Annotated in this window: 23 protein-coding genes and 1 riboswitch; of the genes, 11 read left to right on the forward strand and 12 right to left on the reverse strand. The window is 72.3% G+C overall.

Features of this window, described 5'->3' with window-relative positions; genetic code table 11:
• Nucleotides 1–81: 81 nt before the first annotated feature.
• Complete coding sequence (locus tag OIU81_RS14450) at nt 82–1,107, reverse strand: hypothetical protein (RefSeq protein ID WP_329147753.1); 1,026 nt, start codon at nt 1,105–1,107, stop codon at nt 82–84.
• 96 nt (nt 1,108–1,203) lie between these two features.
• Complete coding sequence (locus OIU81_RS14455; protein ID WP_329147755.1) at nt 1,204–1,917, reverse strand: copper homeostasis protein CutC; 714 nt, start codon at nt 1,915–1,917, stop codon at nt 1,204–1,206.
• A gap of 196 nt (nt 1,918–2,113) precedes the next feature.
• On the opposite strand from OIU81_RS14455, the gene OIU81_RS14460 reads away from it, so the two are divergent.
• Nucleotides 2,114–2,797 (forward strand): HD domain-containing protein, encoded by a 684-nt coding sequence (locus OIU81_RS14460; RefSeq protein WP_329147757.1) that lies wholly within the window; start codon nt 2,114–2,116, stop codon nt 2,795–2,797.
• 61 nt (nt 2,798–2,858) lie between these two features.
• Complete coding sequence (locus OIU81_RS14465; RefSeq protein WP_329147759.1) at nt 2,859–4,160, forward strand: Cmx/CmrA family chloramphenicol efflux MFS transporter; 1,302 nt, start codon at nt 2,859–2,861, stop codon at nt 4,158–4,160.
• Nucleotides 4,161–4,224: 64 nt separating this feature from the next.
• Here the strand turns inward: OIU81_RS14465 and OIU81_RS14470 are convergent, their stop codons facing one another.
• From OIU81_RS14470 to OIU81_RS14480, 3 genes are all read right to left on the reverse strand, one after another.
• Complete coding sequence (locus OIU81_RS14470) at nt 4,225–4,767, reverse strand: pyridoxamine 5'-phosphate oxidase family protein (protein ID WP_329147761.1); 543 nt, start codon at nt 4,765–4,767, stop codon at nt 4,225–4,227.
• Nucleotides 4,768–4,961: 194 nt separating this feature from the next.
• On the reverse strand, nt 4,962–5,237 hold the full coding sequence (locus tag OIU81_RS14475) for a DUF4031 domain-containing protein (protein ID WP_329147763.1): 276 nt from the start codon (nt 5,235–5,237) through the stop codon (nt 4,962–4,964).
• 51 nt (nt 5,238–5,288) lie between these two features.
• Complete coding sequence (locus OIU81_RS14480; RefSeq protein WP_329147764.1) at nt 5,289–5,651, reverse strand: hypothetical protein; 363 nt, start codon at nt 5,649–5,651, stop codon at nt 5,289–5,291.
• 128 nt (nt 5,652–5,779) lie between these two features.
• Between OIU81_RS14480 and OIU81_RS14485 the strand changes: the two genes are divergently transcribed.
• The 4 genes from OIU81_RS14485 (at nt 5,780) to OIU81_RS14500 (ending at nt 10,257) form a co-directional block, all read left to right on the forward strand.
• Nucleotides 5,780–6,727, forward strand: a complete 948-nt coding sequence (locus OIU81_RS14485; protein WP_329147766.1) for a MurR/RpiR family transcriptional regulator — start codon at nt 5,780–5,782, stop codon at nt 6,725–6,727.
• A gap of 164 nt (nt 6,728–6,891) precedes the next feature.
• Nucleotides 6,892–7,830, forward strand: coding sequence for an N-acetylmuramic acid 6-phosphate etherase (gene murQ, locus OIU81_RS14490; RefSeq protein WP_329147767.1), 939 nt, complete (start codon nt 6,892–6,894; stop codon nt 7,828–7,830).
• 85 nt (nt 7,831–7,915) lie between these two features.
• Nucleotides 7,916–9,625: a PTS transporter subunit EIIC gene (locus tag OIU81_RS14495; protein WP_329147769.1), complete on the forward strand. Its 1,710-nt coding sequence runs from the start codon at nt 7,916–7,918 to the stop codon at nt 9,623–9,625.
• A gap of 335 nt (nt 9,626–9,960) precedes the next feature.
• A complete protein-coding gene (locus OIU81_RS14500) occupies nt 9,961–10,257 on the forward strand; it encodes a hypothetical protein (protein WP_329147771.1) in 297 nt (98 codons plus the stop codon).
• Nucleotides 10,258–10,370: 113 nt separating this feature from the next.
• On the opposite strand, the gene groL is transcribed toward OIU81_RS14500, so the two are convergent.
• The 4 genes from groL to thrC all read right to left on the reverse strand — a co-directional run bounded on the left by groL (nt 10,371) and on the right by thrC (nt 14,584).
• Entirely contained in the window at nt 10,371–11,996 is a 1,626-nt protein-coding gene (gene groL / locus OIU81_RS14505; RefSeq protein WP_329147773.1) for a chaperonin GroEL, read from the reverse strand.
• A 322-nt stretch (nt 11,997–12,318) separates the two neighbouring features.
• Nucleotides 12,319–12,522 carry a cold-shock protein gene (locus tag OIU81_RS14510; protein ID WP_003986833.1) on the reverse strand — a complete coding sequence of 68 codons (204 nt, stop codon included), beginning with the start codon at nt 12,520–12,522 and terminating at the stop codon, nt 12,319–12,321.
• A gap of 423 nt (nt 12,523–12,945) precedes the next feature.
• On the reverse strand, nt 12,946–13,224 hold the full coding sequence (locus OIU81_RS14515) for a MoaD/ThiS family protein (protein WP_329147775.1): 279 nt from the start codon (nt 13,222–13,224) through the stop codon (nt 12,946–12,948).
• A gap of 76 nt (nt 13,225–13,300) precedes the next feature.
• On the reverse strand, nt 13,301–14,584 hold the full coding sequence (gene thrC / locus OIU81_RS14520) for a threonine synthase (protein WP_329147777.1): 1,284 nt from the start codon (nt 14,582–14,584) through the stop codon (nt 13,301–13,303).
• 17 nt (nt 14,585–14,601) lie between these two features.
• Nucleotides 14,602–14,764: riboswitch (SAM riboswitch) on the reverse strand.
• A 169-nt stretch (nt 14,765–14,933) separates the two neighbouring features.
• Between thrC and OIU81_RS14525 the strand changes: the two genes are divergently transcribed.
• The 3 genes from OIU81_RS14525 to OIU81_RS14535 all read left to right on the forward strand — a co-directional run bounded on the left by OIU81_RS14525 (nt 14,934) and on the right by OIU81_RS14535 (nt 18,609).
• On the forward strand, nt 14,934–15,896 hold the full coding sequence (locus OIU81_RS14525) for a glucosyl-3-phosphoglycerate synthase (RefSeq protein ID WP_329147778.1): 963 nt from the start codon (nt 14,934–14,936) through the stop codon (nt 15,894–15,896).
• A 64-nt stretch (nt 15,897–15,960) separates the two neighbouring features.
• On the forward strand, nt 15,961–17,454 hold the full coding sequence (locus tag OIU81_RS14530; RefSeq protein WP_329147779.1) for an alpha,alpha-trehalose-phosphate synthase (UDP-forming): 1,494 nt from the start codon (nt 15,961–15,963) through the stop codon (nt 17,452–17,454).
• Between the two features lie 96 nt (nt 17,455–17,550).
• Nucleotides 17,551–18,609 carry a cytochrome c oxidase assembly protein gene (locus tag OIU81_RS14535; RefSeq protein WP_329155154.1) on the forward strand — a complete coding sequence of 353 codons (1,059 nt, stop codon included), beginning with the start codon at nt 17,551–17,553 and terminating at the stop codon, nt 18,607–18,609.
• A gap of 63 nt (nt 18,610–18,672) precedes the next feature.
• Here the strand turns inward: OIU81_RS14535 and otsB are convergent, their stop codons facing one another.
• The 3 genes from otsB to OIU81_RS14550 form a co-directional block, all read right to left on the reverse strand.
• A complete protein-coding gene (otsB, locus tag OIU81_RS14540; RefSeq protein WP_329147781.1) occupies nt 18,673–19,590 on the reverse strand; it encodes a trehalose-phosphatase in 918 nt (305 codons plus the stop codon).
• Nucleotides 19,591–19,676: 86 nt separating this feature from the next.
• Nucleotides 19,677–19,979, reverse strand: coding sequence for a DUF3263 domain-containing protein (locus OIU81_RS14545; protein WP_329147783.1), 303 nt, complete (start codon nt 19,977–19,979; stop codon nt 19,677–19,679).
• A gap of 85 nt (nt 19,980–20,064) precedes the next feature.
• On the reverse strand, nt 20,065–21,330 hold the full coding sequence (locus OIU81_RS14550; RefSeq protein WP_443073991.1) for an extracellular solute-binding protein: 1,266 nt from the start codon (nt 21,328–21,330) through the stop codon (nt 20,065–20,067).
• Between the two features lie 227 nt (nt 21,331–21,557).
• Here OIU81_RS14550 and OIU81_RS14555 point away from each other — a divergent pair, with 227 nt between their 5' ends.
• Both OIU81_RS14555 and nagA read left to right on the forward strand, forming a co-directional pair.
• Complete coding sequence (locus OIU81_RS14555) at nt 21,558–22,523, forward strand: ROK family protein (protein WP_329147787.1); 966 nt, start codon at nt 21,558–21,560, stop codon at nt 22,521–22,523.
• On the forward strand, nt 22,523–23,755 hold the full coding sequence (nagA, locus tag OIU81_RS14560) for an N-acetylglucosamine-6-phosphate deacetylase (protein WP_329147789.1): 1,233 nt from the start codon (nt 22,523–22,525) through the stop codon (nt 23,753–23,755). The genes OIU81_RS14555 and nagA overlap by 1 nt, the downstream gene beginning before the upstream one ends.
• Nucleotides 23,756–23,913: the final 158 nt, after the last annotated feature.

Consider the following 23,913-nt stretch of genomic DNA (forward strand, 5'->3'; position numbering starts at 1 on the left):
GGCCGGGACCGCCGCCGGCCCGGCCGGGGGACGGGGCCGGGGGGACGAGGGCTGGGGGACGGGGGCTGGGGGGACGGGGCGCTATCGTGCCGCCGGCTTGTGGAGCCAGGGCGCGCTGGTGGCCCAGAAGAGGCCGTCGGCGCCGAGGGTGTTCGTACCGAAGTCGGTGAACTCCTGCCGGGTGTACGGCTTCTTGGTCTTGGGGTTCTTGTACTGGAAGTCGGGTTCCTGGACGGCCATGGCCACCATGGGGAGCTGTCCCCGGTACTTCTTGAAGAAGGGGTACGAGTTCTCCATCTGCGGCTGGCGGTTCGGCAGGACGTCAGGCCCGCCCAGGCCGATGCCGTGCTTCTTGGCGAACTCGAAGGTGCGGCTCATGTACGTGCGGCTGTTGTTCCATTCACCGGGCCAGAAATTGACGTACTGGATGAACGGCGTCTTGGTGAAGACCTTCCTGCCGTAGGCCATGTTGTCGAGTTCCGCCTTGAAGTAGGCGTCATTGCTGTAGCCGGTGTGGTCCTTCTTGGTGTCCACCTCGGTGGCGGTCTCCGGCAGGTTCACCCCGGCGAGGCGGCCGTCGAACCGCTGCGCCATCGCCTTCAGCAGCTGCTGGAAACGGTCCCGCACCTGCGGATTCCATTGCGCCGCGACCGCCCCGGGCTCACCGGGACCCAGGCCGTTCTCGTTCTTGGTCGGCGCCGCGCCGCCCTTGTACTCCGGGTCCTTCAACAGATAGTCCGGGAGCCTGGTCGGCGGCGCGAAGAACCGGTCCTGGACCTGGATGAACAGCTTCTTGTGGCGGTCCTGCACATACTTCAGCGCCCGGTCGATCTCGGAGAAGTCGTACTGATTCTTCTTCCGTTCCATCGCCTTCCACGGCACCACCAGCTGCACGCCGGCGACGTCCGGGCGATCGAGCAGCGGCTTGACCTTGGCGTCGAAATCCCCGATGGAGGAGTACAGGTAGTTCTTCGCCGTCTTTTTGCCGGATGCCGCGGCGGAAGCCTTGCCGGACTCCGGGGCGGGAGCCCCGGAAGCCACGGCCGCGCCCGTCAGGCCCATCGTCACGAGGATTCCGACACCGACAGCAATGCGTTTGGTCTTCATGAAACCCACGGTGGGGTGCGGTTGTGAGAGGGATGTAAGAAGCCCGCGACGTGTGGGGGGCGTGTCCGCACCGTCCCGTCGTCCGCCCGGAGGGCCCTAGCCCACCGCGCGGTCCAGCGCCGTCCGCCACTGCGCCACCGCCGCCGCGTCCACCGGCGCGGACCAGCCGGCCGGGCGGGCGGCGCCGCCGATGTGGAAGGCGTCGAGGCCCGCCGCGCACAAGGTCGGCAGGTGGTCGAGGCCGAGTCCGCCGCCGACCAGGATCCGCGGCGCGTATCCGGGCTCGCCCGCCGCCGTGCGCGCCTGCTCGGCCAGCAGCGTGGGCAGCCCCTCGGCGACGCCCTGTGCGGAGCCGGCCGTCAGATAGGTGTCGAGCCCCGTGGTCCCGGCCGCCGCCGACAGCTCCTTGCGCAGCGCGTCCCGGTCGGCGGCCCGGTCGATGGCCCGGTGGAAGGTCCACCGGCAGCCGTCGATCACCTCGGCCAGCGCCGTCACCGCGGCGAGGTCCGGCCGCCCGTCCGGCGTCAGAAAACCGAGGACGAACTCCTCGGCGCCCTCCGCCCGCAGCGCCTCGGCCTCCTCGCACAGCGCCCCGACCGCACCGGCCGCGAAGCCGTCGGTGGCGCGCAGCATCACCCGCAGCGGAAGGCCGACGGCCGCCCGGACCGCCGCGAAGACGGCCCGGGGCGGGGTGAGCCCGTCGGCCGCCATGTCCGTGACCAGTTCCAGGCGATCGGCTCCGCCGGCCCGGGCGGCGACCGCGTCCTGCGGGCCGAGCGCGATCACTTCCAGCAGCGCGCGCTTGCTCATATGACCCAATCCTCCGATGACGGCGTGACGGGACGGAACCCCAAGAGGTCTAGTCCAATATCCCAGGGTACGGGCCGCCCGGCCTTCCGGGGACCGGATCGCCACCGGCACGTCCGGAATCCCCCCGAACGCCGACCCGGCCGGGCCGCACCCCGCCCCCGTACCGGGTTGCCCCGCACCGGGCACAATGGCTCGCATGACTCCCGTGTCCCGTACGGCAGACACCACCGACCCGACGCCGGAGCTGCGGCAGCGCTGGGCCCTGACCCTCGCCGAGGCCCGCGGCAACAAGCACCCCACGGCCCCCGACCCCGCCCCGTACGCCGACAATCTGCTGTCCCGCTGGAGCGAACCACAGCGCCGGTACCACACCGTCGAGCATCTGGCCGAGGTCCTCTACCGCATCGACGAGCTGGCCGAGCACGCCGATGACCTGGCCGTCGTGCAGTTGGCGGCGTGGTTCCACGACGCGGTCTACCGCCCGGACCGCTCCGAGAACGAGGAGCGCAGCGCGTCCCTCGCCGAGCGCGCGCTGCCCGAACTGGGCGTCGGGGCGGCCCGTACGGCCGAGGTCGCCCGCCTGGTGCGGCTGACCGTCACCCACGACCCGGCGCCCGACGATCCCGACGGCGAGGTGCTGTGCGATGCCGACCTCGCCGTACTGGCCGGCTCCCCCGAACGGTACGCCGCCTACGCCGCCGCCGTCCGCGAGGAGTACGGCTTCGTCCCCGACGCCGATTTCACCGCTGGCCGCTCCGCCGTACTGAGCCAACTCCTGGCCCTGCCACGCCTGTTCCGGACCCCTCGCGGCTACGACCTCTGGGAGCACCCCGCCCGCCGCAACCTCACCACGGAGCTGGATCTGCTGCGCGGCACCTAGGACGTGTCCGCAAAGTCCAGCTCCTGGAATGCACGCCGTCCTACCGTGGTTAGTACGTGATATGTCCGCACCGCCCGACCGCTCCCGCCTGCCCCTCGCCGTCTACGTCCTCGGCCTGTCCGTCTTCGCCCTCGGCACCTCCGAATTCATGCTCTCCGGCATCCTCCAGCCGCTCGCCCGCGATCTGCGGGTGTCCATTCCGCAGGCCGGGCTGCTGGTCTCCGCCTTCGCGATCGGCATGGTGGTCGGCGCCCCGGTACTCGCCGCGGCCACGCTCCGGCTCCCGCGCCGGACGACGCTGATCGCGCTGCTCGCCCTCTTCGGCCTGGGACAGGTGGCCGGCGCGCTGTCACCGTCCTACGGCGTGCTGTTCGTCTCGCGGGTGCTGAGCGCGCTGGCCTGCGCCGGCTTCTGGGCGGTCGGCGCGGCGGTCGCGGTCTCGCTGGTGCCGGTCACCGCGCGGGCCCGAGCGATGGCCGTGATGGTCGGCGGCCTGAGCATCGCCAATATCGCGGGCGTCCCGGCCGGTGCGCTGCTCGGCGAGCACGCCGGCTGGCGCGCCGCCTTCTGGGCCGTGGCCGGTCTGGCCGCGGTCGGCCTGCTCGGAGTGATCGCGGCGGTGCCGCACACGGCAGTGCCGACCGGCGAGGACCGCCCGCGGCTGCGCCGTGAGCTGACGATCTACAAGGACAAGCAGGTCTGGCTGGCGCTGACCGCCACGGCGCTGAACGGCGCCGCGGTCTTCGCGCTCTTCTCGTACCTCTCGCCGCTGCTGACCGACACCGCCGGCCTCGCCGAGAGCTGGGTGCCGACGGTGCTGGCGCTCTTCGGCGTCGGCGCGCTGATCGGTACGTTCCTCGGCGGCCGGATCGCTGACGCCCATCTCTTCGGCACGCTCTTCGGCGGTATCGCCGCCTCCACCGTCGTGCTGGCCGTCCTGGCGCTGACCGCGCGGAGCCCGGTCGCCGCGGTCGCGCTCTCGCTCCTGCTGGGGGTGACCGCGTTCACCACCGCCCCGGCCCTCAACGCCCGGATGTTCAATGTGGCGAACGCCGCGCCGACGCTGGCCGGGGCGACCACCACCGCCGCCTTCAACATCGGCAACACCCTCGGCCCCTGGCTCGGCGGGCTGACCATCGGGGCGGGCTGGGGCTACCCGTCCGTGGCCTGGACCGGCGCCGCGCTGGCGGCGGGGGCCGTCATCCTGACCGCCTTCGCCTTCCGGCTGCACCGCGCGACGACCACCTCTCGGCTGATCGCCTCCTCGGCGGGGGCGCACGCGTCGCAGACGACTCGGGGCGCGACGTGGAGCACGGGGGCTGAGGAGGCCGCGGAGACGGCCGAGGCAGGGGGGCGGCGCTGAGCCGCGTGGGGTGTGACCGGGCGGCTCGGGGTGGCGCTCCCCCGGCCGTCCGTGCCCCGGCCGGTCAGGCTCCGCCGTCGAACCGCCAGCGGGTCTGGCTGTAGGTCTCGCCCCGCCCGAAGCCGAAGGCCGTGACCGGCTCCACCCGGAAGACCAGGGCCCGGCCGCCCTGTCCGTGGAAGGCGCCGTCGCGGACGTCGAAGTGCCAGTCGCTGCCGTACTTCTCGACGTACAGCGCGGCCAGCCGGTGCAGCGTCGGCTCGTCCCGGAGCTGCACCGCCTCGCCCTCGACGACCACGTCGAGGCCCGCATGGAGATCGTTGCCACCGGCGGTCGAGGTCGTCAGCACGCAGTGGGCGTTGGTCTCCAGGTTCTTGGCCTTGCGCTCGCCGGGGCCGGTGCAGAAGTGCAGCGCGCCGTCCGACCAGACGGCCAGCAACGGGGTGACATGGGGGCGGCCGTCGGGGCGGACGGTGGTGAGCCAGAAGATCTCCGCCTCGGTCATACCGCCGACGGCCGCGGACCAGCCAGTCGCCGTGGCTCCCTCGCTGCTGTAGTCGGCGGCGAGATCGGTGGCCGGCTCGTTGCCCGGTTCGACGGCTGGCATGGCTGTCCCCTTTCGGTACGGCGCGCGCTCAGCCCATCGTGCGCGGGCTCCCGGCCCTGCCGTCGTTGCGACGCGCCGCAACGGGACCGGGACGGCACGGGCCGCCGGCGGGGGCGGCAGGCTGCGGGGCCGCCGACTCGGGGGCGACCCGACGCGGCCGGTGCGGGGCGACCCGACGCGGCCGATGCCGTGCCCTACGGCCGGGGCGGCGGCCGGTGCTTGGGGCGCCGCAGTCCCGCGTCCGTCAGCCGGCGCAGCAGCTCCTTGCTGCCGACCGCCACGGCTCCGGCCCGCAGCGCCTCGGCATACCGCTCCGCCGGCAGGTCGTAGTGGTCGCGCTCGAAGGCACGCCGGGGCGCGCCGATCCCCGCCGCGAACTCGTGCAGTTCGTCGAAGGACTGGTCGCTGACCAGATGCGACCACATCCTGCCGTGCCCCGGCCACGTGGGCGGATCGATATATATCGCCACGTCAGTTCTCCGCCCGGATCGCCGTGTCAGCCCGCCGCACCCTCGGTCACCTCAGCCCTCCAGAGGAGCGCCGAGCCGCCCGACCCGGGCCACCGCGACGGCCGTCTTGGGGCAGACCCAATGCGGATCGGGCCCCAACTCCGGTTCGACATCGAGCGCATGGGGATCGCCCGACTCCGTGCACACGGGGCACAACGGCCAGCGGCCGTACCGGTCCAGGAGGGCGTCCTGGACGTCCTGCGCTATCAGTCCTGCGACGAATTCCACGCCCTGCGGCCATTGCTCCACCCACCACCGGCGGTGGACGACCGCGTCCTCCACGAGCGAGACGATGTCGGCGTCGGCCACCTTGTCGGCCATCAGGTCGGCGAGCACCAGCGCCCGCGCGGCGTGCAATGCCTGTTCCAGCTCCATGGCCCCATTGTCTCCCGACGCTCCGCCGGCGAGCGGAGTTGTCCACAGCCCCCGGCGGATCATGCGCTCCGTCCACAGCACTCACCGAGGGTATTGACGCCGGCTCTCGATGAAATTACTTTTCAAGAGTGAGCAGCAGCGTGAAGGAAACTTTCAAGGACGCGGCCGTCGAGACCCGACCGGCCCCGGCCCCACCCGCCCCCGCGGCGCTGGCCGCCAAGGTCCGCACCCTCGCCCCGACGATGACCCGCTCCATGCAGCGGGTCGCCGAGACCGTCGCGAGCGACCCGGCCGGCTGCGCCGCCCTCACCGTCACCGGCCTCGCGGAGCGCACGGGCACCAGCGAGGCCACGGTCGTGCGGACGTCCCGGCTGCTCGGCTACCCCGGCTACCGGGATCTGCGGCTCGCGCTCGCCGCGCTCGCGGCCCAGCAGGCGGCCGGCGGCGCCCCCGCGGTGACCGCGGACATAGCGGTCGACGACTCCCTCGCCGATGTCGTGACGAAGCTGGCGCAGGAAGAGCAGCAGTGCCTGGCCGACACCGCGGCCGGGCTGGACGTCACCCAGCTCGAGGCCGCCGTCACCGCGCTCGCCGGTGCCCGCCGCATCGATGTGTACGGCATCGGGGCCTCCCACCTCGTCGGCCAGGACCTCGCCCAGAAGCTGCTGCGCATCGGGCTGATCGCGCATGCGCACGCGGACCCGCATCTGGCCGTGACGAACGCCGTGCAGCTGCGGACCGGTGATGTGGCCCTCGCCATCACCCATTCCGGGCGGACCACCGATGTCATAGAGCCCCTGCGGGTGGCCTTCGACCACGGCGCCACCACGATCGCCATCACCGGCCGCCCGGACGGTGAGATCGCCTCCTACGCCGACCACATCCTGACCACGTCCAGCGCCCGCGAGAGCGAGCTGCGGCCGGCCGCGATGTCGTCCAGGACCAGCCAGCTGCTGGTCGTCGACTGCCTGTTCATAGGCGTCGCGCAGCGTACGTACGAGACGGCTGCCCCGGCGCTCTCCGCCTCCTACGAGGCCCTCGCCCACCGCCACTCCCCCCGCAGCCACCAGCGCTGACGCCGCCCGTCCCCCGGAGGCCGGCAGGCCACCGGACGGCCCGTACGGGCACCGCGGCAGCCGCTCGCCACCCCAGCCGAAGCCCTCCCCCACAGCCACCGGCGCACCCCGCACGGCCGGCCGCCACCGCCTTGTACCTCCCGCCCGGAAAGAGCCGCCACGCCATGACCTCCCCCGCCGACCACGCGCATCTGCGCGCCGAGCTGGACACCCTCACCACCGAGGCGTTCCGGCCCGATCTCGCCGACATCGACCGCCGCTCCACCCTGGACATCGCCCGCACCATGAACGCCGAGGACGCCACCGTCCCCGCCGCCGTCGCCGAACGGCTCCCGGAGATCGCCGCCGCCATCGACGCCGTCGCCACCCGTATGGCCCGCGGCGGCCGGCTGATCTACGCGGGCGCGGGCACGGCCGGCCGCCTCGGCGTGCTGGACGCCAGCGAATGCCCGCCGACGTTCAACACCGACCCGTCCGAGGTGCTGGGACTGATCGCCGGCGGCCCCTCCGCGATGGTCACCGCCGTCGAGGGTGCTGAGGACAGCAAGGAGCTCGCGGCCGAGGACCTGACCGCGGTCAAAGTGACCGATATGGACACCGTCGTCGGCATCTCCGCCTCCGGCCGCACCCCCTACGCCATCGGGGCCGTCGAGCACGCCCGTTCACTGGGTGCCCTGACCATCGGCCTGTCCTGCAACGCCGGTTCGGCCCTGGCAGCGGCCGCCGAGCACGGCATCGAGATCGTGGCCGGCCCCGAGCTGCTGACCGGCTCCACCCGGCTCAAGGCGGGCACGGCCCAGAAGCTGGTGCTCAACATGATCTCGACCCTCACGATGATCCGTCTGGGCAAGACCTACGGGAATCTGATGGTCGACGTCCGCGCCTCCAACGAAAAGCTGCGGGCCCGCTCGCGCCGGATCGTCGCACTCGCCACCGGCGCCGGTGACCGGGAGATCGAGACCGCGCTCCGCAGCACGGACGGCGAGGTGAAGCACGCCATCCTCACCCTCCTCGGCGACGTCGACGCCCCCACCGCCGCCCGTCTGCTCGACGCCGCCGACGGCCATCTCCGCGCGGCCCTCCAGGCCGCCCGGCCGCACTGAGACCCCGCACCCCGCACGACCCGCCCTGCCGAGCCCCGCCCCCACCCCCCCCTTCCGGAATGGTCACCACAGCAAGGCGCCACCTATGTCCGAAGACAAGAACCGTGCCACCGCCGCCGCGCTCCTCCCGCTCGTCGGCGGCGCCGGAAACGTCACCTCCGTCGACCACTGCATGACCCGGCTCCGGCTCGGCATCCGGGACCTCACCCTCGTCCAGGACGAGGCCCTCAGGGCGCTCCCGGCCGTGCTGGGCCTGGTCGAGGACGACACGTACCAGATCGTGCTGGGCCCGGGGACGGTCGCCCGGGTCACCCCCGAGTTCGCGCGTCTCGTGGCTGAGGGCCGCACCGAACAGCCGGCCACCGAGCCGACCGCACCCGCCGGGACCACCGAGCCCGGGACCGCCGGCCGCGAGGCCACCACGCCGACCGCCGGCCCGTCGGCCACCACGCGGCCCACCGCCCCGGCCAACACCCCGGCCACCACCGCGGACGAACTGGCCGCCCAGGGCGCCGCCCTCAAGGCCCGGCAGAAGTCCAGGAACGCCACCCCGGTGAAGCTGTTCCTCCGCCGGATCGCCAACATCTTCGTCCCGCTGATCCCGGCCCTGATCGGCTGCGGCATCGTCGCCGGCATCAACGGTCTGCTGACCAACCTCGGCTGGCTGCCGTCGGCCGTCCCCGCGCTCGCCGCCATGGCCTCCGGTTTCATGTCGCTCCTCGCCGTCTTCGTCGGCTACAACACCGCCAAGGAATTCGGCGGCACACCGATCCTGGGTGGCGCGGTCGCCGCGATCATCGTCTTCCCGGGCGTCGCGAACATCACCGCCTTCGGCCAGAAGCTCTCTCCCGGCCAGGGCGGGGTCCTCGGCGCGCTGGGCGCGGCGCTGCTCGCCGTCCAGGTGGAGAAGTGGTGCCGCAAGGGAGTGCCCGAAGCGCTGGACGTCCTGGTCACGCCCACTCTGACGGTCCTGCTCACGGGCCTGGTCACGATCTTCGGCCTGATGTACGCCGCAGGCGAGGTCTCCACGGCCATCGGCACCGCCGCCACCTGGCTCCTGGCCCACGGCGGCGCGCCGGCCGGCTTCGTCCTGGGCGGCCTCTTCCTCCCCCTCGTGATGCTGGGCCTCCACCAGGCCCTCATCCCGATTCACACCACCCTCATCGAGCAGCAGGGCTACACGGTCCTGCTCCCGATCCTCGCCATGGCCGGGGCGGGCCAGGTCGGCGCCGCCCTCGCCGTCTACTTCCGTCTCCCCCACAACCGCTCGATCCGTACGACCATCAAGTCCGCCCTCCCGGCAGGCTTCCTGGGCGTCGGCGAGCCGCTGATCTACGGTGTCTCGCTCCCCCTGGGCCGCCCCTTCATCACCGCCTGCATCGGCGGCGCGTTCGGCGGCGGCTTCGTCGGCCTGTGCAACCAACTCGGCGACGCCGTCGGCTCCACCGCCATCGGCCCCTCCGGCTGGGCCCTGTTCCCCCTGGTCAAGGGCAGCCAGAGCATCACCACCACCCTCGTCGTCTACGCCTTGGGGCTGGCCGTCGGCTACCTCACCGGTTTCCTCGCCACGTACTTCTTCGGCTTCAGCAAACCGATGCTGGCGGAGCTGAACATGCCCGCCGACGCCGACGCCCCCCTGCACACCAGGGACGAGCCCACGGATACCGACCCGGCGCCCACCTCACCCGGCTCCGGCCGCGCCCATGACACCCCCGACACCCACGACCCCCACGACACCCACGGCCCGGCAGTCACAGCAGTCACGGCATCCGGCTCTGCCGGTTCAGCTCTCTGACGCGAGCCGCAGCACGGCGCACGGCCGGGCGGCCTCCAGCACCTGCGGCGGGCAGTTCCACTGCACGCCACCGCACGCCACCGCCCGGCGGCCGGAGCTGCACGCACGGCCCCGCATGGCCGATGCCCAGACCGATGCGGCCGTCCCGCTCGTCCACCGCATAGCTTCCGGGCACCGGAATCACGGTCACCGCTCCTCCTCGCCGTGTCCCGGTGCGGCGGTCCGGACGTAGTCCGCCGGAGACCCCGATCCGACCGACCCCGATCCGACCGACCCTGATCCGACCGACCCTGATCCTGCCTCCCCGTGGCGCGGCGGTACGTAGTGTCGGCGCCATGCTGATCCGATTACGCCGCCCCTGGCGCGCCAGGCTGATCGTGGCACTCACCGTTCTCGTGCTGACCACGGGCGGCGTGGCACTGATCCTTCGGGGCGAGGCGCCGCCCCCGCTCCCGCCGCTGCCTGCGACACACGGCAAGGTTCTGACCCAGGTCGTCTTCGAAAGCTCCCTCGACCGCGACGCCCCGCCCGCACCGGCCACCCTCTGCGGCGCCGTGATGCTGTCCGTGGCGGGGGCACTGAGCCTCGTGGGCTGTCTCATCGTCCGCCGTCGGCCGTGGCCCGCCGAGTAGTCCCCGGCGATGCCCGCAAACGCCGCCGGGGCGGCACCCCCTGGGAGGAGGGTGCCGCCCCGACGTACGTCTGGACGTGTGGTCCGGGAGGACCAGCGTCTGATCCGCGAGGATCAGAAGTCCATGTCACCGCCCGGCATGCCGCCCGGAGCGCCCGCCGCGGCGGCCTTCTCCGGCTTGTCGGCGATGACGGCCTCGGTGGTGAGGAACAGCGCCGCGATGGAAGCGGCGTTCTGCAGCGCGGAGCGGGTGACCTTGGCGGGGTCGATGATGCCTTCGGCGATCATGTCGACGTACTCACCGGTCGCGGCGTTCAGACCGTGACCGACGGCCAGGTTGCGCACCTTCTCCACCACAACGCCGCCCTCGAGGCCGCCGTTGACGGAGATCTGCTTGAGCGGGGCCTCCAGCGCGAGCTTCACGGCGTTGGCGCCGGTGGCCTCGTCACCCTCGAGGTCCAGCTTCTCGAAGACCGAGGAAGCCTGGAGCAGGGCGACGCCACCGCCGGCGACGATGCCCTCCTCGACGGCCGCCTTCGCGTTGCGAACGGCGTCCTCGATGCGGTGCTTGCGCTCCTTGAGCTCAACCTCGGTGGCGGCACCGGCCTTGATGACGGCCACGCCGCCGGCCAGCTTCGCCAGACGCTCCTGGAGCTTCTCGCGGTCGTAGTCCGAGTCGCTGTTCTCGATCTCGGCACGGATCTGGTTGACGCGGCCCTGGACCTGCTCGCTGTCACCGGCACCGTCGACGATGGTGGTCTCGTCCTTGGTGATGACGACCTTGCGGGCGCGGCCGAGCAGTTCGAGACCGGCGTTCTCCAGCTTGAGGCCGACCTCCTCGGAGATGACGGTGCCACCGGTGAGGATGGCGATGTCGCCGAGCATGGCCTTGCGGCGGTCACCGAAGCCCGGGGCCTTGACGGCGACGGACTTGAAGGTGCCACGGATCTTGTTGACGACCAGGGTCGACAGGGCCTCGCCCTCGACGTCCTCGGCGATGATCAGCAGCGGCTTGCCGGACTGCATGACCTTCTCCAGGAGCGGCAGCAGGTCCTTCACGCTGCTGATCTTGGAGTTGACGATCAGGATGTACGGGTCGTCGAGCGCGGCTTCCATGCGCTCCATGTCGGTCGCGAAGTACGCCGAGATGTAGCCCTTGTCGAAGCGCATACCCTCGGTGAGTTCCAGCTCCAGACCGAAGGTCTGGGACTCCTCGACGGTGATGACGCCTTCCTTGCCGACCTTGTCCATGGCCTCGGCGATCAGCTCGCCGATCTGGGTGTCGGCGGCGGAGATGGAGGCGGTCGAAGCGATCTGCTCCTTGGTCTCCACGTCCTTGGCCTGCTCGAGCAGGGCGGCGGAGACGGCCTCGACGGCCTTCTCGATACCGCGCTTGAGGGCCATCGGGTTGGCGCCGGCGGCGACGTTGCGCAGGCCCTCGCGGACCAGGGCCTGGGCCAGGACGGTCGCGGTCGTCGTGCCGTCACCGGCGACGTCGTCCGTCTTCTTCGCGACCTCCTTGACCAGCTCGGCACCGATCTTCTCGTACGGGTCCTCGAGCTCGATCTCCTTGGCGATGGATACACCATCGTTGGTGATCGTGGGGGCGCCCCACTTCTTCTCGAGGACGACGTTGCGGCCCTTGGGGCCGAGGGTGACCTTGACGGCGTCGGCGAGCTGGTTCATCCCGCGCTCGAGCCCGCGCCGCGCCTCCTCGTCGAACGCGATGATCTTGGCCATGTGAAGTGGTCCTCCCGGACTAATGGGGTCTCCCCTGCTCGAACGCAGTTGAGAGCGTGGGGAAGGATTGCTCCGGACCGCGCTGGCGCCCGCGACGGACGGCCTGCAAACCCTGGCGGTTCCCTGCCCCACCCGGCCTGCGGGCCTCACCGACCCGGTCCTTCGTTGTCACTCTCACTCGGAGAGTGCTAACGCCAATGATTAGCACTCGAGGGGTGCGAGTGCAAGCGCCCATCAAGGGGTGCCCCCTTCGGGGCGGACAGCAGAAGGCCCGTACCCCCAAAGGGCACGGGCCTTCTTCGCGCAGCAGTCGGTCGGCGCCTCAGCCGGCCACCCGGACCATGTCCGCCTGCGGCCCCTTCTGGCCCTGCGAGATCTCGAACTCGACCCGCTGGCCCTCCTCAAGGGTGCGGTAGCCGTCCATCTGGATCGCGCTGTAGTGGACGAAAACATCCGCACCACCGTCGACCGCGATGAAGCCGTACCCCTTCTCCGCGTTGAACCACTTGACGGTGCCCTGAGCCATGCCTAACTCCCCTATTACTGGCCCTTGCGCAGGACCGCACTTCGCGGACCCGGGTCAGACCTCACCCCGCGAAAGGCCCGTGGGGTGTGCGCCGGAACGCGTCGACCGCCGCTGAATGTATCTGCACAGATGCCCAGAGCAACAGGTCAATCGGACGAGAATTCTGGGGCCGGAGAATCGGCAATTTAAGGTGAAATCCCAGTTCTTCGGGGCAAGTCGGGCCGGGCGTAGCACACATAAGCGACAAATGCTGCTCACACTTTGAGCACAACTGATCGCTGTCTCATATGCGTTCGGCACGCGCACGGTGATATCCGGAAGGGGATCACCCCAATGGTATCCCCTTTCACAACATGGAATTGCCCCGTCCGCTTTCTGGCGGACGGGGCAATTCCGGTCAAGCAGGGGAAGAGTTGGCGCAAATCAGCAGCCGCCGGCGACCGCGGGAATGATCGAGATGCCCGCGCCGTCCGGGGTCGGCGTCTCCAGGCCCTGCTCGAAGCGCACGTCGTCGTCGTTGACGTAGACGTTCACGAAGCGGCGCAGCTTGCCGGCGTCGTCCAGCACACGGGCCGCGATGCCCTGGTGGTTCCGCTCCAGGTCCGTGATCACCTCGGAGAGGGTCGCGCCCTCGGCGGGGACCTCGGCCTGGCCGTCGGTGTAGGTGCGGAGGATGGTGGGGATGCGGACCTTGACGCTCATGGTTCTGCCTTCCGGTGGTGCGGTGTACGAGTGCGTGGCTGGGGCGCGGTGCCCGTCCGGGGACGGGCCGGCGGCCTCAGCCGGCCAGGCCTGCCGCGCGGAACGCTTCCAGGTCCGGGCGGATCGTGGCCGTGGGACCGGACGTCGGCGCGACCGCGTCCAGGGTCTTGAGGCCGTCACCGGTGTTGAGGACGACGGTGGTCAGGGACGGGTCGAGCAGACCCTCCTCGATCAACTTCTTGGTCACGCCGACGGTCACGCCGCCCGCGGTCTCCGCGAAGATCCCCTCCGTACGGGCCAGCAGCTTGATCGCGTCGACGACCTGCTCGTCGTTGACGTCGTCGACCGCGCCGCCCGTACGCCGGGCGATGTCGAGCACATACGGACCGTCCGCCGGGTTGCCGATCGCCAGCGACTTGGCGATGGTCTTCGGCTTCTGCGGGCGCACCACGTCGTGCCCGGCCTTGAAGGCCGTGGACACCGGCGAGCAGCCCTCCGCCTGTGCGCCGAAGATCTTGTAGGGCTTGTCCTCGACCAGGCCGAGGGCGATCAGCTCCTTGAGCCCCTTGTCGATCTTCGTCAGCTGCGAGCCGGACGCGATCGGGATGACGATCTGGTCCGGGAGCCGCCAGCCGAGCTGCTCGCAGATCTCGTACGCGAGGGTCTTGGAACCCTCTCCGTAGTACGGACGCAGATTGACGTTGACGAAGCCCCAGCCCTCGCCCAGCGGGTCGCCGATGAGCTCCGAGCAGAAGCGGTTGACGTCGTCGTAGTTGCCCTCGATGCCGACCAGGTCGCCGCCGTAGACCGCGGCCATGACGACCTTGCCGGCCTCAAGGTCGTGCGGGATGAAGACGCAGGACTCGAAACCGGCGCGGCGCGCCGCGGCACCGACCGCACCGGCGAGGTTGCCGGTGGAGGAGCAGGACAGGGTGGTGAAGCCGAAGGCACGGGCGGCCTCGACGGCGATCGCCACGACGCGGTCCTTGAAGGAGTGCGTCGGGTTGCCGGAGTCGTCCTTGACGTACAGCCCGCCGGTGACGCCCAGCTCGGCGGCGAGCCGGTCGGCCTTCACGAGCTTGGTGAAGCCGGGGTTGAGGTTGGGCTTGTCGGCCACGTCGGAGGGGACGGGCAGCAGCGGGGCGTAGCGCCAGATGTTGTCCGGCCCGGCCTCGATCTGCTTCCGCAGGCCCTCGGGGTCGCCGCTCGGCAGGTCGTAGGCGACTTCGAGCGGCCCGAAACATTCCTGGCACGCGAAGATCGGGCCGAGCGCGAAACGCTGTCCGCACTCGCGGCAGGACAATGCCGCGGCGGGGCCCAGAGCGACGGTGGGGGTGTTTTCGGTGACTTGCACAGCCATGGAGGCGAGGCCCTTTCTCCTCATCTTCCTCGCGGCGAATCTCGCCACGAGACGGATTTGGCACCTTCCCAAGCCGGGAGCCTCGCGCGCGGGACGAAATCGAGCGTCCTTGCGGCAAGACCGGCTGGAGGGTTGCCGGGGCTTCAACGGGCCGTATCCCTCTGCCCCTCTGGATGAGCGGTATGGCGCTGGGCCGAAACCCAGGCGTTTGTGGCGCGGACCCCGACATGCGACGGTCATCCGCGTTGTTCAAGACTGTAACCGACGGCACTGACTGTTGAGATAGTCGTCCGAACCGCGAGATGGATCACACAGGCCGCCCTCCGGCGGCGACCGAGGAGTCGTAGACGTGCTGGAAGAGGTGGAGCGCTGGCTGGGCGCCCGTTCCTGGTCCGCCGCGGATCGCCCGCTGGGGCAGCTGCTGGAGGCCAAGCGCCAGACGGGCCGGACGGTCAGTGTCGTGCTGCCCGCGCTCGACGAGGAGGCCACGGTCGGCGCGATCGTGACGACCATCCGTGGCGCGCTGATGACCGACGCGCTGCCGCTGGTCGACGAGCTGGTGGTGCTGGACTCCGGCTCCACCGACCGCACCGCCGAGGTCGCGGCGGCGGCCGGCGCCCGGGTGGTGCACCGCGACAGCGTCCTGCCGCGACTGCCCGCCCTCCCCGGCAAGGGCGAGGTGCTGTGGCGCTCCCTCCTGGCCACCACCGGCGACATCATCTGCTTCATCGACGCCGACCTGCGCGAATTCTCCGCCACCTTCGTCTCCGGGATCGTCGGACCGCTGCTGACCGACCCGGACATCCAGTTCGTCAAGGCGATGTACGACCGGCCGCTGGAGACCGGCCCCCACCGCACCGGCACGGGCCAGGGCGGCCGGGTCACCGAACTGGTCGCCCGCCCGCTCCTCAACCTCCACTGGCCCCAGCTGGCCGGCTTCGTCCAGCCCCTGGGCGGCGAGTACGCGGCCCGCCGCTCCCTGCTGGAACGCCTCCCCTTCCCCGTCGGCTACGGCGTCGAGCTCGGCCTGCTCGTCGACGCCCTGCACACCGTCGGCCTCGACGCCCTGGCCCAGGTCGACGTGGGCGTCCGCAAACACCGCCACCAGGACGGCCAGGCCCTGGGCCGGATGGCCGCCGCGATCTACCGCACCGCCCAACTGCGCCTGACCCGCGGCCACTTGGTACGCCCCCGCCTCACCCAGTTCGACCGCGGCGAGCACGGCTTCGTCCCCCGCACCACGGACGTGGACACCGAGGAACGCCCCCCGATGACCGACATCCCGGAGTACACGGCCCGCCGGGCGGCGTGAGGGGTCACGCCCTTGGCCGCTTCCGTACGTTTGCGTGGTTCTGCGGCGGGTTACTTGTCGCGACATGGTGTCCGAGCGCAGTGCGGTGCAAGCAGGTGCCGAGGTTCTGGTCGCGTCCAATCGCGGGCCGGTCTCCTACAGCCTGGGGGAGGACGGGACGCTCACCGCCAAGCGGGGCGGTGGCGGGCTGGTGTCCGGGCTGTCGGCCATCGGGCCCGAGACGGGCGCGGTGTGGGTGTGTGCCGCGCTCGGGGACGGTGACCGCGAGGCCGTGCGGCGGACGGGTGGTGTGCTGGAGCCGGGCGACACGGGTGGACAGCGTGTCCGGATGCTGGACATTCCGGCCGAGGTGCATGCCGCCGCCTACAACGGCGTCGCGAACTCCGTGCTGTGGTTCGTGCACCACATGCTCTACCAGACACCGCTGGAACCGGTCTTCGACGCGGAGTTCCGGGCGCAGTGGGCGGCGTACGAGACGTACAACGCGGCCTTCGCCGACGCGCTGGCCGAGAGTGCGGCCGACGGCGCGGCCGTGCTCGTCCAGGATTACCACCTGGCGCTGGTCCCCGGCATGCTCCGTGAGCGCCGCCCCGATCTGCGGATCGCGCACTTCTCCCACACGCCGTGGGCCCCCGCCGAGTACTTCGCGATGCTGCCCGACGACATCCAGCGGCAGCTGGCGCTGGGGATTCTCGGCGCGGACCGGGCGAACTTCCTCACCCGGCGGTGGGCCGAGAACTTCCTGGCCTGCGCCGCGACGGGGCTCAGCGGGCAGTGCGAGCGGGTGCGGCCGGAGGACGGGTCGCCCGGCATCGTCGCGCTCGTCCCGGAGCGCAAGGCGCACACGACCTGGATCGGCGTGCACGGGCTCGGCGCCGACGCCGCGTTCCTGCGCGAGCGTGCGCACCGCCCCGATGTCGAGGAGCGGATGACGGCGCTGCGCGCCCAGATCGGCGGGCCGGACCGCAAGACGATCGTCCGCGTGGACCGCACCGAACTCTCCAAGAACATCGTGCGGGGGCTGCTCGCCTACCGGCAGCTGCTCGCCGACCACCCCGAGTGGCGCGAGCGGGTCGTGCACCTCGCCTTCGCCTACCCCTCGCGTCAGGATCTCGCCGTCTACCGCGACTACACCGCGGAGGTCGAGCGGGTGGCCGGGGAGATCAACGCCGAGTACGGGACGGCCGGCTGGCAGCCCGTCGTGCTGCACGTCAAGGACGATTTCGCCCGCTCGCTGGCCGCCTACCGGCTCGCGGACGTGGCGCTCGTCAACCCGATCAGGGACGGGATGAACCTGGTCGCCAAGGAGGTCCCGGTGGTGTCGGACGCCGGCTGTGCGCTGGTGCTGTCACGGGAGGCGGGCGCGCACGAGGAGCTCGGTGAGCATGCGCTGACCGTCAATCCCTACGACGTCATGGGGACCGCCGAGGCGCTGCACGAGGCGCTGTCGATGGACGACGGCGAGCGGGCGGCGCGCACCGAGCGGCTGGCCACGGCGGCCACCGCGCTGCCGCCCGCCCGGTGGTTCCTGGACCAGCTGCGGGCACTGGGCGGCTGAGCTGCGGCTTCGGACGCGCCGTCCGGGGCCCGCGCCGTCCGGGTGCCCCCGCCCGCGGCGCGTGCCGGGGCGGGTCTAGCGTGGTGGCCCGTGACAGTGACAACCCTTTCGGCCGCTTTGCCCCGGGCCACCGCGGGGCGGCTGGCCGACAGCTGGCAGCTGGATCCGTACGCGCTGGTGCTGGTGCTCGTGCTGGGCGGCCTCTACGCGTGGGGTGTGGTGCGGCTCGCGCGGCGCGGTGAGCGGTGGCCGCTCGCCCGGATCGCGGCGTTCACGGGGATCGGGCTGGGCGCGATCGTGGTGGCGACGATGTCCGGGCTGGCGGTCTACGACCACGAGCTGTTCTGGACGGCCGCGGTGCAGAACATCGTGCTCGATCTGATCGCCCCGTTGGGACTGGCGCTCGGCGACCCGCTGGCGCTGGCGCTGCGCGCGCTGCCGGACCAGCGGCCGGCCGCCCGGCGGCTGCGGGCGGCGCTCTCCGGACGCCTGCTGCGGCTGCTGACGTTCCCCCTGGTCAGCACGGTGCTGGTGCTGTCGTCCGAGCTGGCGATCTACTTCACGCCGTACTTCCCGACGGCGCTGCGGCACGGCCCGCTGCACGAGATCATGTATCTGCAACTGCTGGTCACGGGCAGCCTCTTCGTGCTGCCGATGCTCACCCGCGAGGAGCTGCTGCCCGCCTGGTGCAGCCACCCGGTGCGGGCGCTGCTGGTGCTGCTCGACGGGCTGGTGGACGCGGTGCCCGGCATCGTCGTGATGACCAGTGGCACCCTGATCGCGGGCGGCTGGTACGCGTCCCGGCACCAGCCCTGGGATCCGAGTCCGCAGCAGGACCAGATGATCGGCGGCGGGCTGATGCTGACCATCGCCGAGCTGGTCGGACTGCCGTTCCTCATCGCGGTGTTCGCGGAGTGGGTACGGTCCGAGCGCGGGCGGACGGCGGCGCTGGACGCCCGGCTGGACCGCGAGCTCACGGTGGTGGGCGGGGCGGCCGCGGCGGATCCCGGCGCGCGCCCCGGGCGGTCGGACGGAGCGCAGGCGCCGGTCGTACCGCAGACTCCGGCCGTATCGCAGCCGGAGCTGACGCGCCCCTGGTGGGAGACGGACCAGGGGACGGTGGGCGAGCGCTTCCGGCAGGGCGGCGGGCGGTGACCGGCGCCCGCGGCTAGGAGTGTCCGGCGCTGCGGGGTGCCCCCCGACGGCGGGCGCCCGCCCCTACGGCGTGCCCGCCCCGCTCTCGTCCAGCCGGTCCGCGAGGGCGCCGAGCAGGCCGACGACTCCGGCCGGGCCGTCGACCACCAGGTCCGCCCGGTCGGCCAGTTCGGCGACCTCGGCGCTGCCGCTGCACACCAGGATGCCGGCGGGCCCGTCGGAGCGGAGCTGCTCGACGGCGCCGAACGCGGCGAGGTCGCCGAGGTCGTCGCCGGCGTAGAGGACGGTGCCGGCGCCGGTCTCGCGGACCCAGTCGGCGAGCGCGACGCCCTTGTCCATGCCCGGCGGGCGGAGTTCCAGGACCAGCCGGCCGGGCTCGACGATCAGGCCGTGGCGTGCGGCGAGGGCGGTGAGCGGGGCGCGCAGCCGGTCGAAGGCGTCCTGGGGGTCGGGGGCGCGGCGGGTGTGGACGGCGAGGGCGCGGCCGCCCTTGCGCTCGACGGCGGTCTCGACCCAGGTGCCGTGCCAGACGCCGGAGGAGTCCAGGACGCCGGGGAGTTCGGCCTCCAGGGCGGCGACGCCGGGGTGTGGCGGCGGGGCGTGGAGGGTGCCGGTGGCCGCCTCCCAGCGCTCGGCGCCGTAGTGGCCGAGGACGGTGAGGTGGTCCAGGCCGGGGACGTCCGCGAAGCCGCCGAGGCGGACCGCGACGGCGGCCGGGCGGCCGGTGATCACCGCGGCCGCGCGCAGCCGGGGCACCAGGCGGCCCAGGGCCGCGACGGCGCCCTCATGGGCCCGGGCCTGCTCCGGGTCGGGGACGATCTCGGCGAGGGTGCCGTCGAAGTCGAGGGCGATCACGGCGCGTTCCGGGTGGGCCAGCAGCGCGGCGAGGCCGTCGCGGCCGGCGGGGGTGTGCGGCCTCGGCACGGGTCCGGGGTCGGGGTCCGGCTGGGAGTGCGGCGCGGCGTTCGGGGGGCTGCCCATGCGCCGACCCTACCGGCGGGCGGCGGGCGGCCGGGGGCGGCTCGGCCGGAGCTGCGGAGGCCGTGGGGGCGGGCCGGGCGGCGCCGTCAGCGGCGGGCGCGGCGGGCGTCGCGTATCCGGCGCAGGCGGTTGACCGTGACGGGGTCGTGGGCGAGCGCCCGGGGGTCGTCCAGCAGGGCGTTGAGGAGCTGGTAGTAGCGGGTCGGGGAGATGCCGAGCCGTTCGCGGATGGCGCGCTCCTTCGGGCCGGGGCCCGGCCAGGAGCGGCGCTCCACGGCGAGCACCGCTTCGTCCCGGGCGGTGAGCCCAGGGGTGCCCTCGGCGGGCCCGGGCGCGCCGAGCCCCTGCTCGTCGCCCGGGCCGCCCGTCTCCGCCGTGGCGCCCGTCATCACGCTTCCACGATAAGCGCACCGTCCGACAGCGCCCGGCTCTCCGCCGCGGCGGAGAGCCGTCGGCGCCCCTGTCCGCCCCTGGTCATTCGCCGGAGTTGTCGGCCGCGTCCGCGGTGTTCTGGATGTCGGTGAGGACCCCGGACGGGTTGCCGTTCGGATGGACCGCGGCGCCCATCTTGGCCTTGACGGTCTTGGAGATCAGCGGCCACGAGGTCTTGTCGGCCGGGTAGAACTCGGCGGTGGCGAGCTGCTCGAGGAAGCCGTGCATCTTGGCGAACTTGTCGTCCTCCTGCATCGCCTGGGAGGCGGAGGTGGTGACGGGCAGCAGGCCGTATTCGCCGGAGAACTTCTCGACGTTCTTGTCGCTGTAGACGTAGTCCAGGAACTTGCCGGCCTGCGCGCGGTGGCCGTTCTGCTTGAACGCCATCATCCAGTCGGCGACACCCATGGTGGCCTTGGCCTTGCCCTTGGCGCCGGGCAGTTCGACGGTGCCGTAGTCGATGCCCTTGGCCTCGGCCTGCTTCATCAGGGTGGGGTGGCCGTTGAGCATGCCGACGTCGCCGTCCGCGAAGGCCTGGAACGCCGTCCCGCGGTTGAGCTTGGCGGGGTCGGTGCCGGTCAGGCCCTTGCCGACGAGGTTGTCCTTGAGCCAGGTGAAGGTCCGGACGTTCTCCGGCGAATCGATCGTGTACTTGCCGATGCTGTCGGTGTAGCCACCGCCCCCGCTGAGCATCCACATCAGGGTCTCGGCCTGGGTCTCCTCCGGGCCGAGCGGCAGCGCGAACGGCATCTTGACGCCGTGTGCCTTCAGCAGCTGGGCGTCGTGGGCGATGTCGTCCCAGTTCTGCGGCGGGCCGCTGATGCCGGCCTGGGCGAACAGCTTCTTGTTGTAGAAGAGCCGCCGGGTGCTGGCGCCGAAGGGCAGGCCGTACTGGACGCGCTTGTATTCACCGGCCTCCTCGAGGGAGGGGGTGAAGTTGGCCTGGGTGGGGATGGAGAGCAGCTGGTCGGCGCTGTAGAGCTTGCCCTTGGCGGCGTAGTCGGCGTACGCGCCGATCTGTGCGAGGTCCGGGGCGTGGCCGGAGTCGACCATGTCCGCGACCTTCTTGTCGACGTCCGTCCAGCTGTAGACGTGCACATCGACCTTGATGCCGGGGTGCTTCTTCTCGAAGCCGCGGGCGAGTTCGTCCCAGTAGTGCCGGGAGCCGTTGGACTTGCCGCTGCCGTAGTCCGCGGCGACCAGCTGGAGCGTGACGTCGCCGCCGGAGCCGCTGCCGCAGCCGGTGAGAGTCACCGTCATGGTGGTGGCGATTGCCGCTGCCGTCAGGCCCAAGTACCGCCGCTGCACTGCTGTTCCGCCTTTTGTTCTGTGTTTCCGCGCTTGCCGGGCCGCGGCCCGTCGCCGCGGGGTCTCCCCTCGCGCGGCATGAAGTACGAGTCTCCCCCGAGCCCTTCCGGAGGTCTACACCACCCCCCTCGTTCCCCTTCCGACCCGGCTTCCGGGCGGCTCACCGGGCGCGATCCGTCCGGCGAGTGGACTAGACCTTTCATGCCGGATCGCGCGAAACTGTTCCCGTGAGACACGTCATCGCCCTTGATGTGGGCGGCACCGGAATGAAGGCCGCCCTCGTCGGGGTGGACACCGCGACCTGCGGGGAGGCCTCCGCCGGTGCGCCCCTGCTGCTCCACGAGGCACGGCGCCCCACCGGCCGCGACCGCGGCCCGGACGCGGTCGTCGAGACCATCCTCGGTTTCGCCGCCGAGCTCCGCGCTCTCGGCGCGGCCCGCTACGGCGTCCCCGCCGCGGCCGCCGGCGTCGCGGTGCCCGGCATCGTCGACGAACGGGCCGGCCAGGCCGTCTACGCCTCCAACCTCGGCTGGCGGGACGTCCCGCTGCGGGCGCTGCTGTCCGAGCGGCTCGGCGGGGTGCCGGTCGCCCTGGGCCATGACGTCCGCACCGGCGGGCTGGCCGAGGGCCGCATCGGGGCCGGGCGGGACGCCGACCGGTTCCTGTTCGTCCCGCTGGGCACGGGGATCGCCGGCGCCATCGGCATCGGCGGACGGATCGAGGCCGGCGCGCACGGCGGCGCGGGCGAGATCGGCCACATCGTCGTACGGCCCGGCGGGCTGGAGTGCGGCTGCGGTCAGCGCGGCTGCCTGGAGACGGTGGCCTCGGCCGCGGCGGTGGGCCGGGACTGGGCGGCCGCCTGCGGGGATCCGCTGGCCGGTGCGGCGGACGCGGCCAAGGCCGTGGCGTCCGGCGACGAGCGGGCCCGCGCCGTGTGGCACCGCGCCGTCGACGCCCTCGCCGACGGTCTGGTCACCGCGCTCACCCTGCTCGACCCGCAGACGCTGATCATCGGCGGCGGGCTCGCCGAGGCCGGCGACACGCTGTTCACCCCGCTGCGGGAAGCCGTCCGCCGGCGCCTGACGTTCCAGCGGCTCCCCTCGATCGTTCCGGCGGCCCTGGGGGACGCCGCCGGGTGCCTGGGCGCAGGGCTTCTCGCCCGGGATCTTCTCTCCACGGAGGTAACCGCCTGATGGCTCAGCAACAGTCCGTGCCGCGGCCCTCGGGCCCCGGGCGCACCGTCCTGGCCGGCGCCCGTATCGCCCGGCCGTCCGGCATCGTCGAGCGCGGCCGGATCGCCGTCGAGGGCGGCCGGATCGCCGCTGTCCACAGCCGGGACGCCGACCTCGGCCGAGGCGGGTCCCTGGCGCCGGCCGCAGCCGCCGCCGACACCATGGACCTGTCGGGCCATCTCATCGTCCCCGGCTTCGTGGACATGCACGTCCACGGCGGAGGCGGCGGCTCCTTCTCGTCGGCCGACCCCGAGGAGTGCCTGACGGCGATCGCCACCCACCGCCGGCACGGCACCACCTCGATGGTCGCCTCCACCGTCACCGGCGAACTGACCGATCTCGCCCGGCAGGCCGCGGTGCTCGCCGAGCTGGTCCAGCAGGGCGAGTTGGCCGGTATCCACTTCGAGGGCCCGTTCATCTCCCCGCACCGCTGCGGCGCCCACCAGCCGGAGCTGCTGCGCGATCCGGACCCGGCCGAGGTCCGCCGGCTCCTCGACGCCGCGCGCGGCACCGCGTCCATGATGACCGTCGCCCCCGAACTCCCCGGCGGCCTGGACTCCGTCCGCCTACTGGCCGACGCCGGGGTGATCGCCGCCGTCGGCCACACCGACTCCACCTACGACGCCACCCGCCGGGCCATCGAGGCGGGCGCCACCGTCGCCACCCATCTCTTCAACGCGATGCCCACGCTGGGCCACCGCACGCCCGGCCCGGTCGCCGCGCTCCTGGAGGACGAGCGGATCACCGTCGAGCTGATCAACGACGGCACCCATCTGCACCCCTCGATCCTCCAGTTGGCGGTCCGGCAGGCGGGCGACGGGCGGGTCGCGTTCATCACCGACGCCATGGGCGCGGCCGGGATGAACGACGGGATGTATCCGCTGGGCCCGATGCGGGTCGAGGTCAAGGACGGCGTCGCGCGCATCAGCGAGGGGCCCACGGCCGGTTCGATCGCCGGCTCCACCCTCACCCTGGACCGCGCCTTCCGGCGCGCCGTCACCGTCGACGGCCTGACGGTCGACCAGGCCGTACAGGCACTTTCGGCCACCCCCGCCCGCCTCCTGGGCATCGACGGCCGCACCGGCTCCCTGAGCGACGGCAAGGACGCCGACCTGGTGGTGCTGGACGCGGCCTACGCCGTGGTGGGGGTCATGCGCCGGGGCGAGTGGCTGGTGCACCCGCAGAAGGGGTGACGGCGGGGCCGGTGTTCCTCGGGTGCGGTCCCGTAGCCGGCACGGCGGGCGCGGCCGGCGTCCCCCGCCCGGTGACCACAGGGCCTCCGGGCGACGGGACATCCGGGTGTCCGGCCGCTCGGGGCCGCCCCGGAGCAGGTCGGCCGGACCGGGTCTGG

Origin of the sequence: Streptomyces sp. NBC_01454 (assembly GCF_036227565.1) — a bacterium.
Classification (GTDB): Bacteria; Actinomycetota; Actinomycetes; order Streptomycetales; family Streptomycetaceae; genus Streptomyces.

Coding starts and splice junctions, on each gene's coding strand:
- murQ (WP_329147767.1), top strand. CDS start 6,892: ATGACCTCCCCCGCCGACCACGCGCATCTGCGCGCCGAGCTGGACACC.
- OIU81_RS14495 (WP_329147769.1), top strand. CDS start 7,916: ATGTCCGAAGACAAGAACCGTGCCACCGCCGCCGCGCTCCTCCCGCTC.
- OIU81_RS14510 (WP_003986833.1), bottom strand. CDS start 12,522: ATGGCTCAGGGCACCGTCAAGTGGTTCAACGCGGAGAAGGGGTACGGC.
- nagA (WP_329147789.1), top strand. CDS start 22,523: ATGGCTCAGCAACAGTCCGTGCCGCGGCCCTCGGGCCCCGGGCGCACC.
- OIU81_RS14460 (WP_329147757.1), top strand. CDS start 2,114: ATGACTCCCGTGTCCCGTACGGCAGACACCACCGACCCGACGCCGGAG.
- OIU81_RS14465 (WP_329147759.1), top strand. CDS start 2,859: ATGTCCGCACCGCCCGACCGCTCCCGCCTGCCCCTCGCCGTCTACGTC.
- OIU81_RS14480 (WP_329147764.1), bottom strand. CDS start 5,651: ATGGAGCTGGAACAGGCATTGCACGCCGCGCGGGCGCTGGTGCTCGCC.
- OIU81_RS14545 (WP_329147783.1), bottom strand. CDS start 19,979: ATGACGGGCGCCACGGCGGAGACGGGCGGCCCGGGCGACGAGCAGGGG.
- OIU81_RS14450 (WP_329147753.1), bottom strand. CDS start 1,107: ATGAAGACCAAACGCATTGCTGTCGGTGTCGGAATCCTCGTGACGATG.
- thrC (WP_329147777.1), bottom strand. CDS start 14,584: ATGGCTGTGCAAGTCACCGAAAACACCCCCACCGTCGCTCTGGGCCCC.
- OIU81_RS14530 (WP_329147779.1), top strand. CDS start 15,961: ATGGTGTCCGAGCGCAGTGCGGTGCAAGCAGGTGCCGAGGTTCTGGTC.
- OIU81_RS14515 (WP_329147775.1), bottom strand. CDS start 13,224: ATGAGCGTCAAGGTCCGCATCCCCACCATCCTCCGCACCTACACCGAC.
- OIU81_RS14470 (WP_329147761.1), bottom strand. CDS start 4,767: ATGCCAGCCGTCGAACCGGGCAACGAGCCGGCCACCGATCTCGCCGCC.
- otsB (WP_329147781.1), bottom strand. CDS start 19,590: ATGGGCAGCCCCCCGAACGCCGCGCCGCACTCCCAGCCGGACCCCGAC.
- OIU81_RS14455 (WP_329147755.1), bottom strand. CDS start 1,917: ATGAGCAAGCGCGCGCTGCTGGAAGTGATCGCGCTCGGCCCGCAGGAC.
- OIU81_RS14500 (WP_329147771.1), top strand. CDS start 9,961: ATGCTGATCCGATTACGCCGCCCCTGGCGCGCCAGGCTGATCGTGGCA.
- groL (WP_329147773.1), bottom strand. CDS start 11,996: ATGGCCAAGATCATCGCGTTCGACGAGGAGGCGCGGCGCGGGCTCGAG.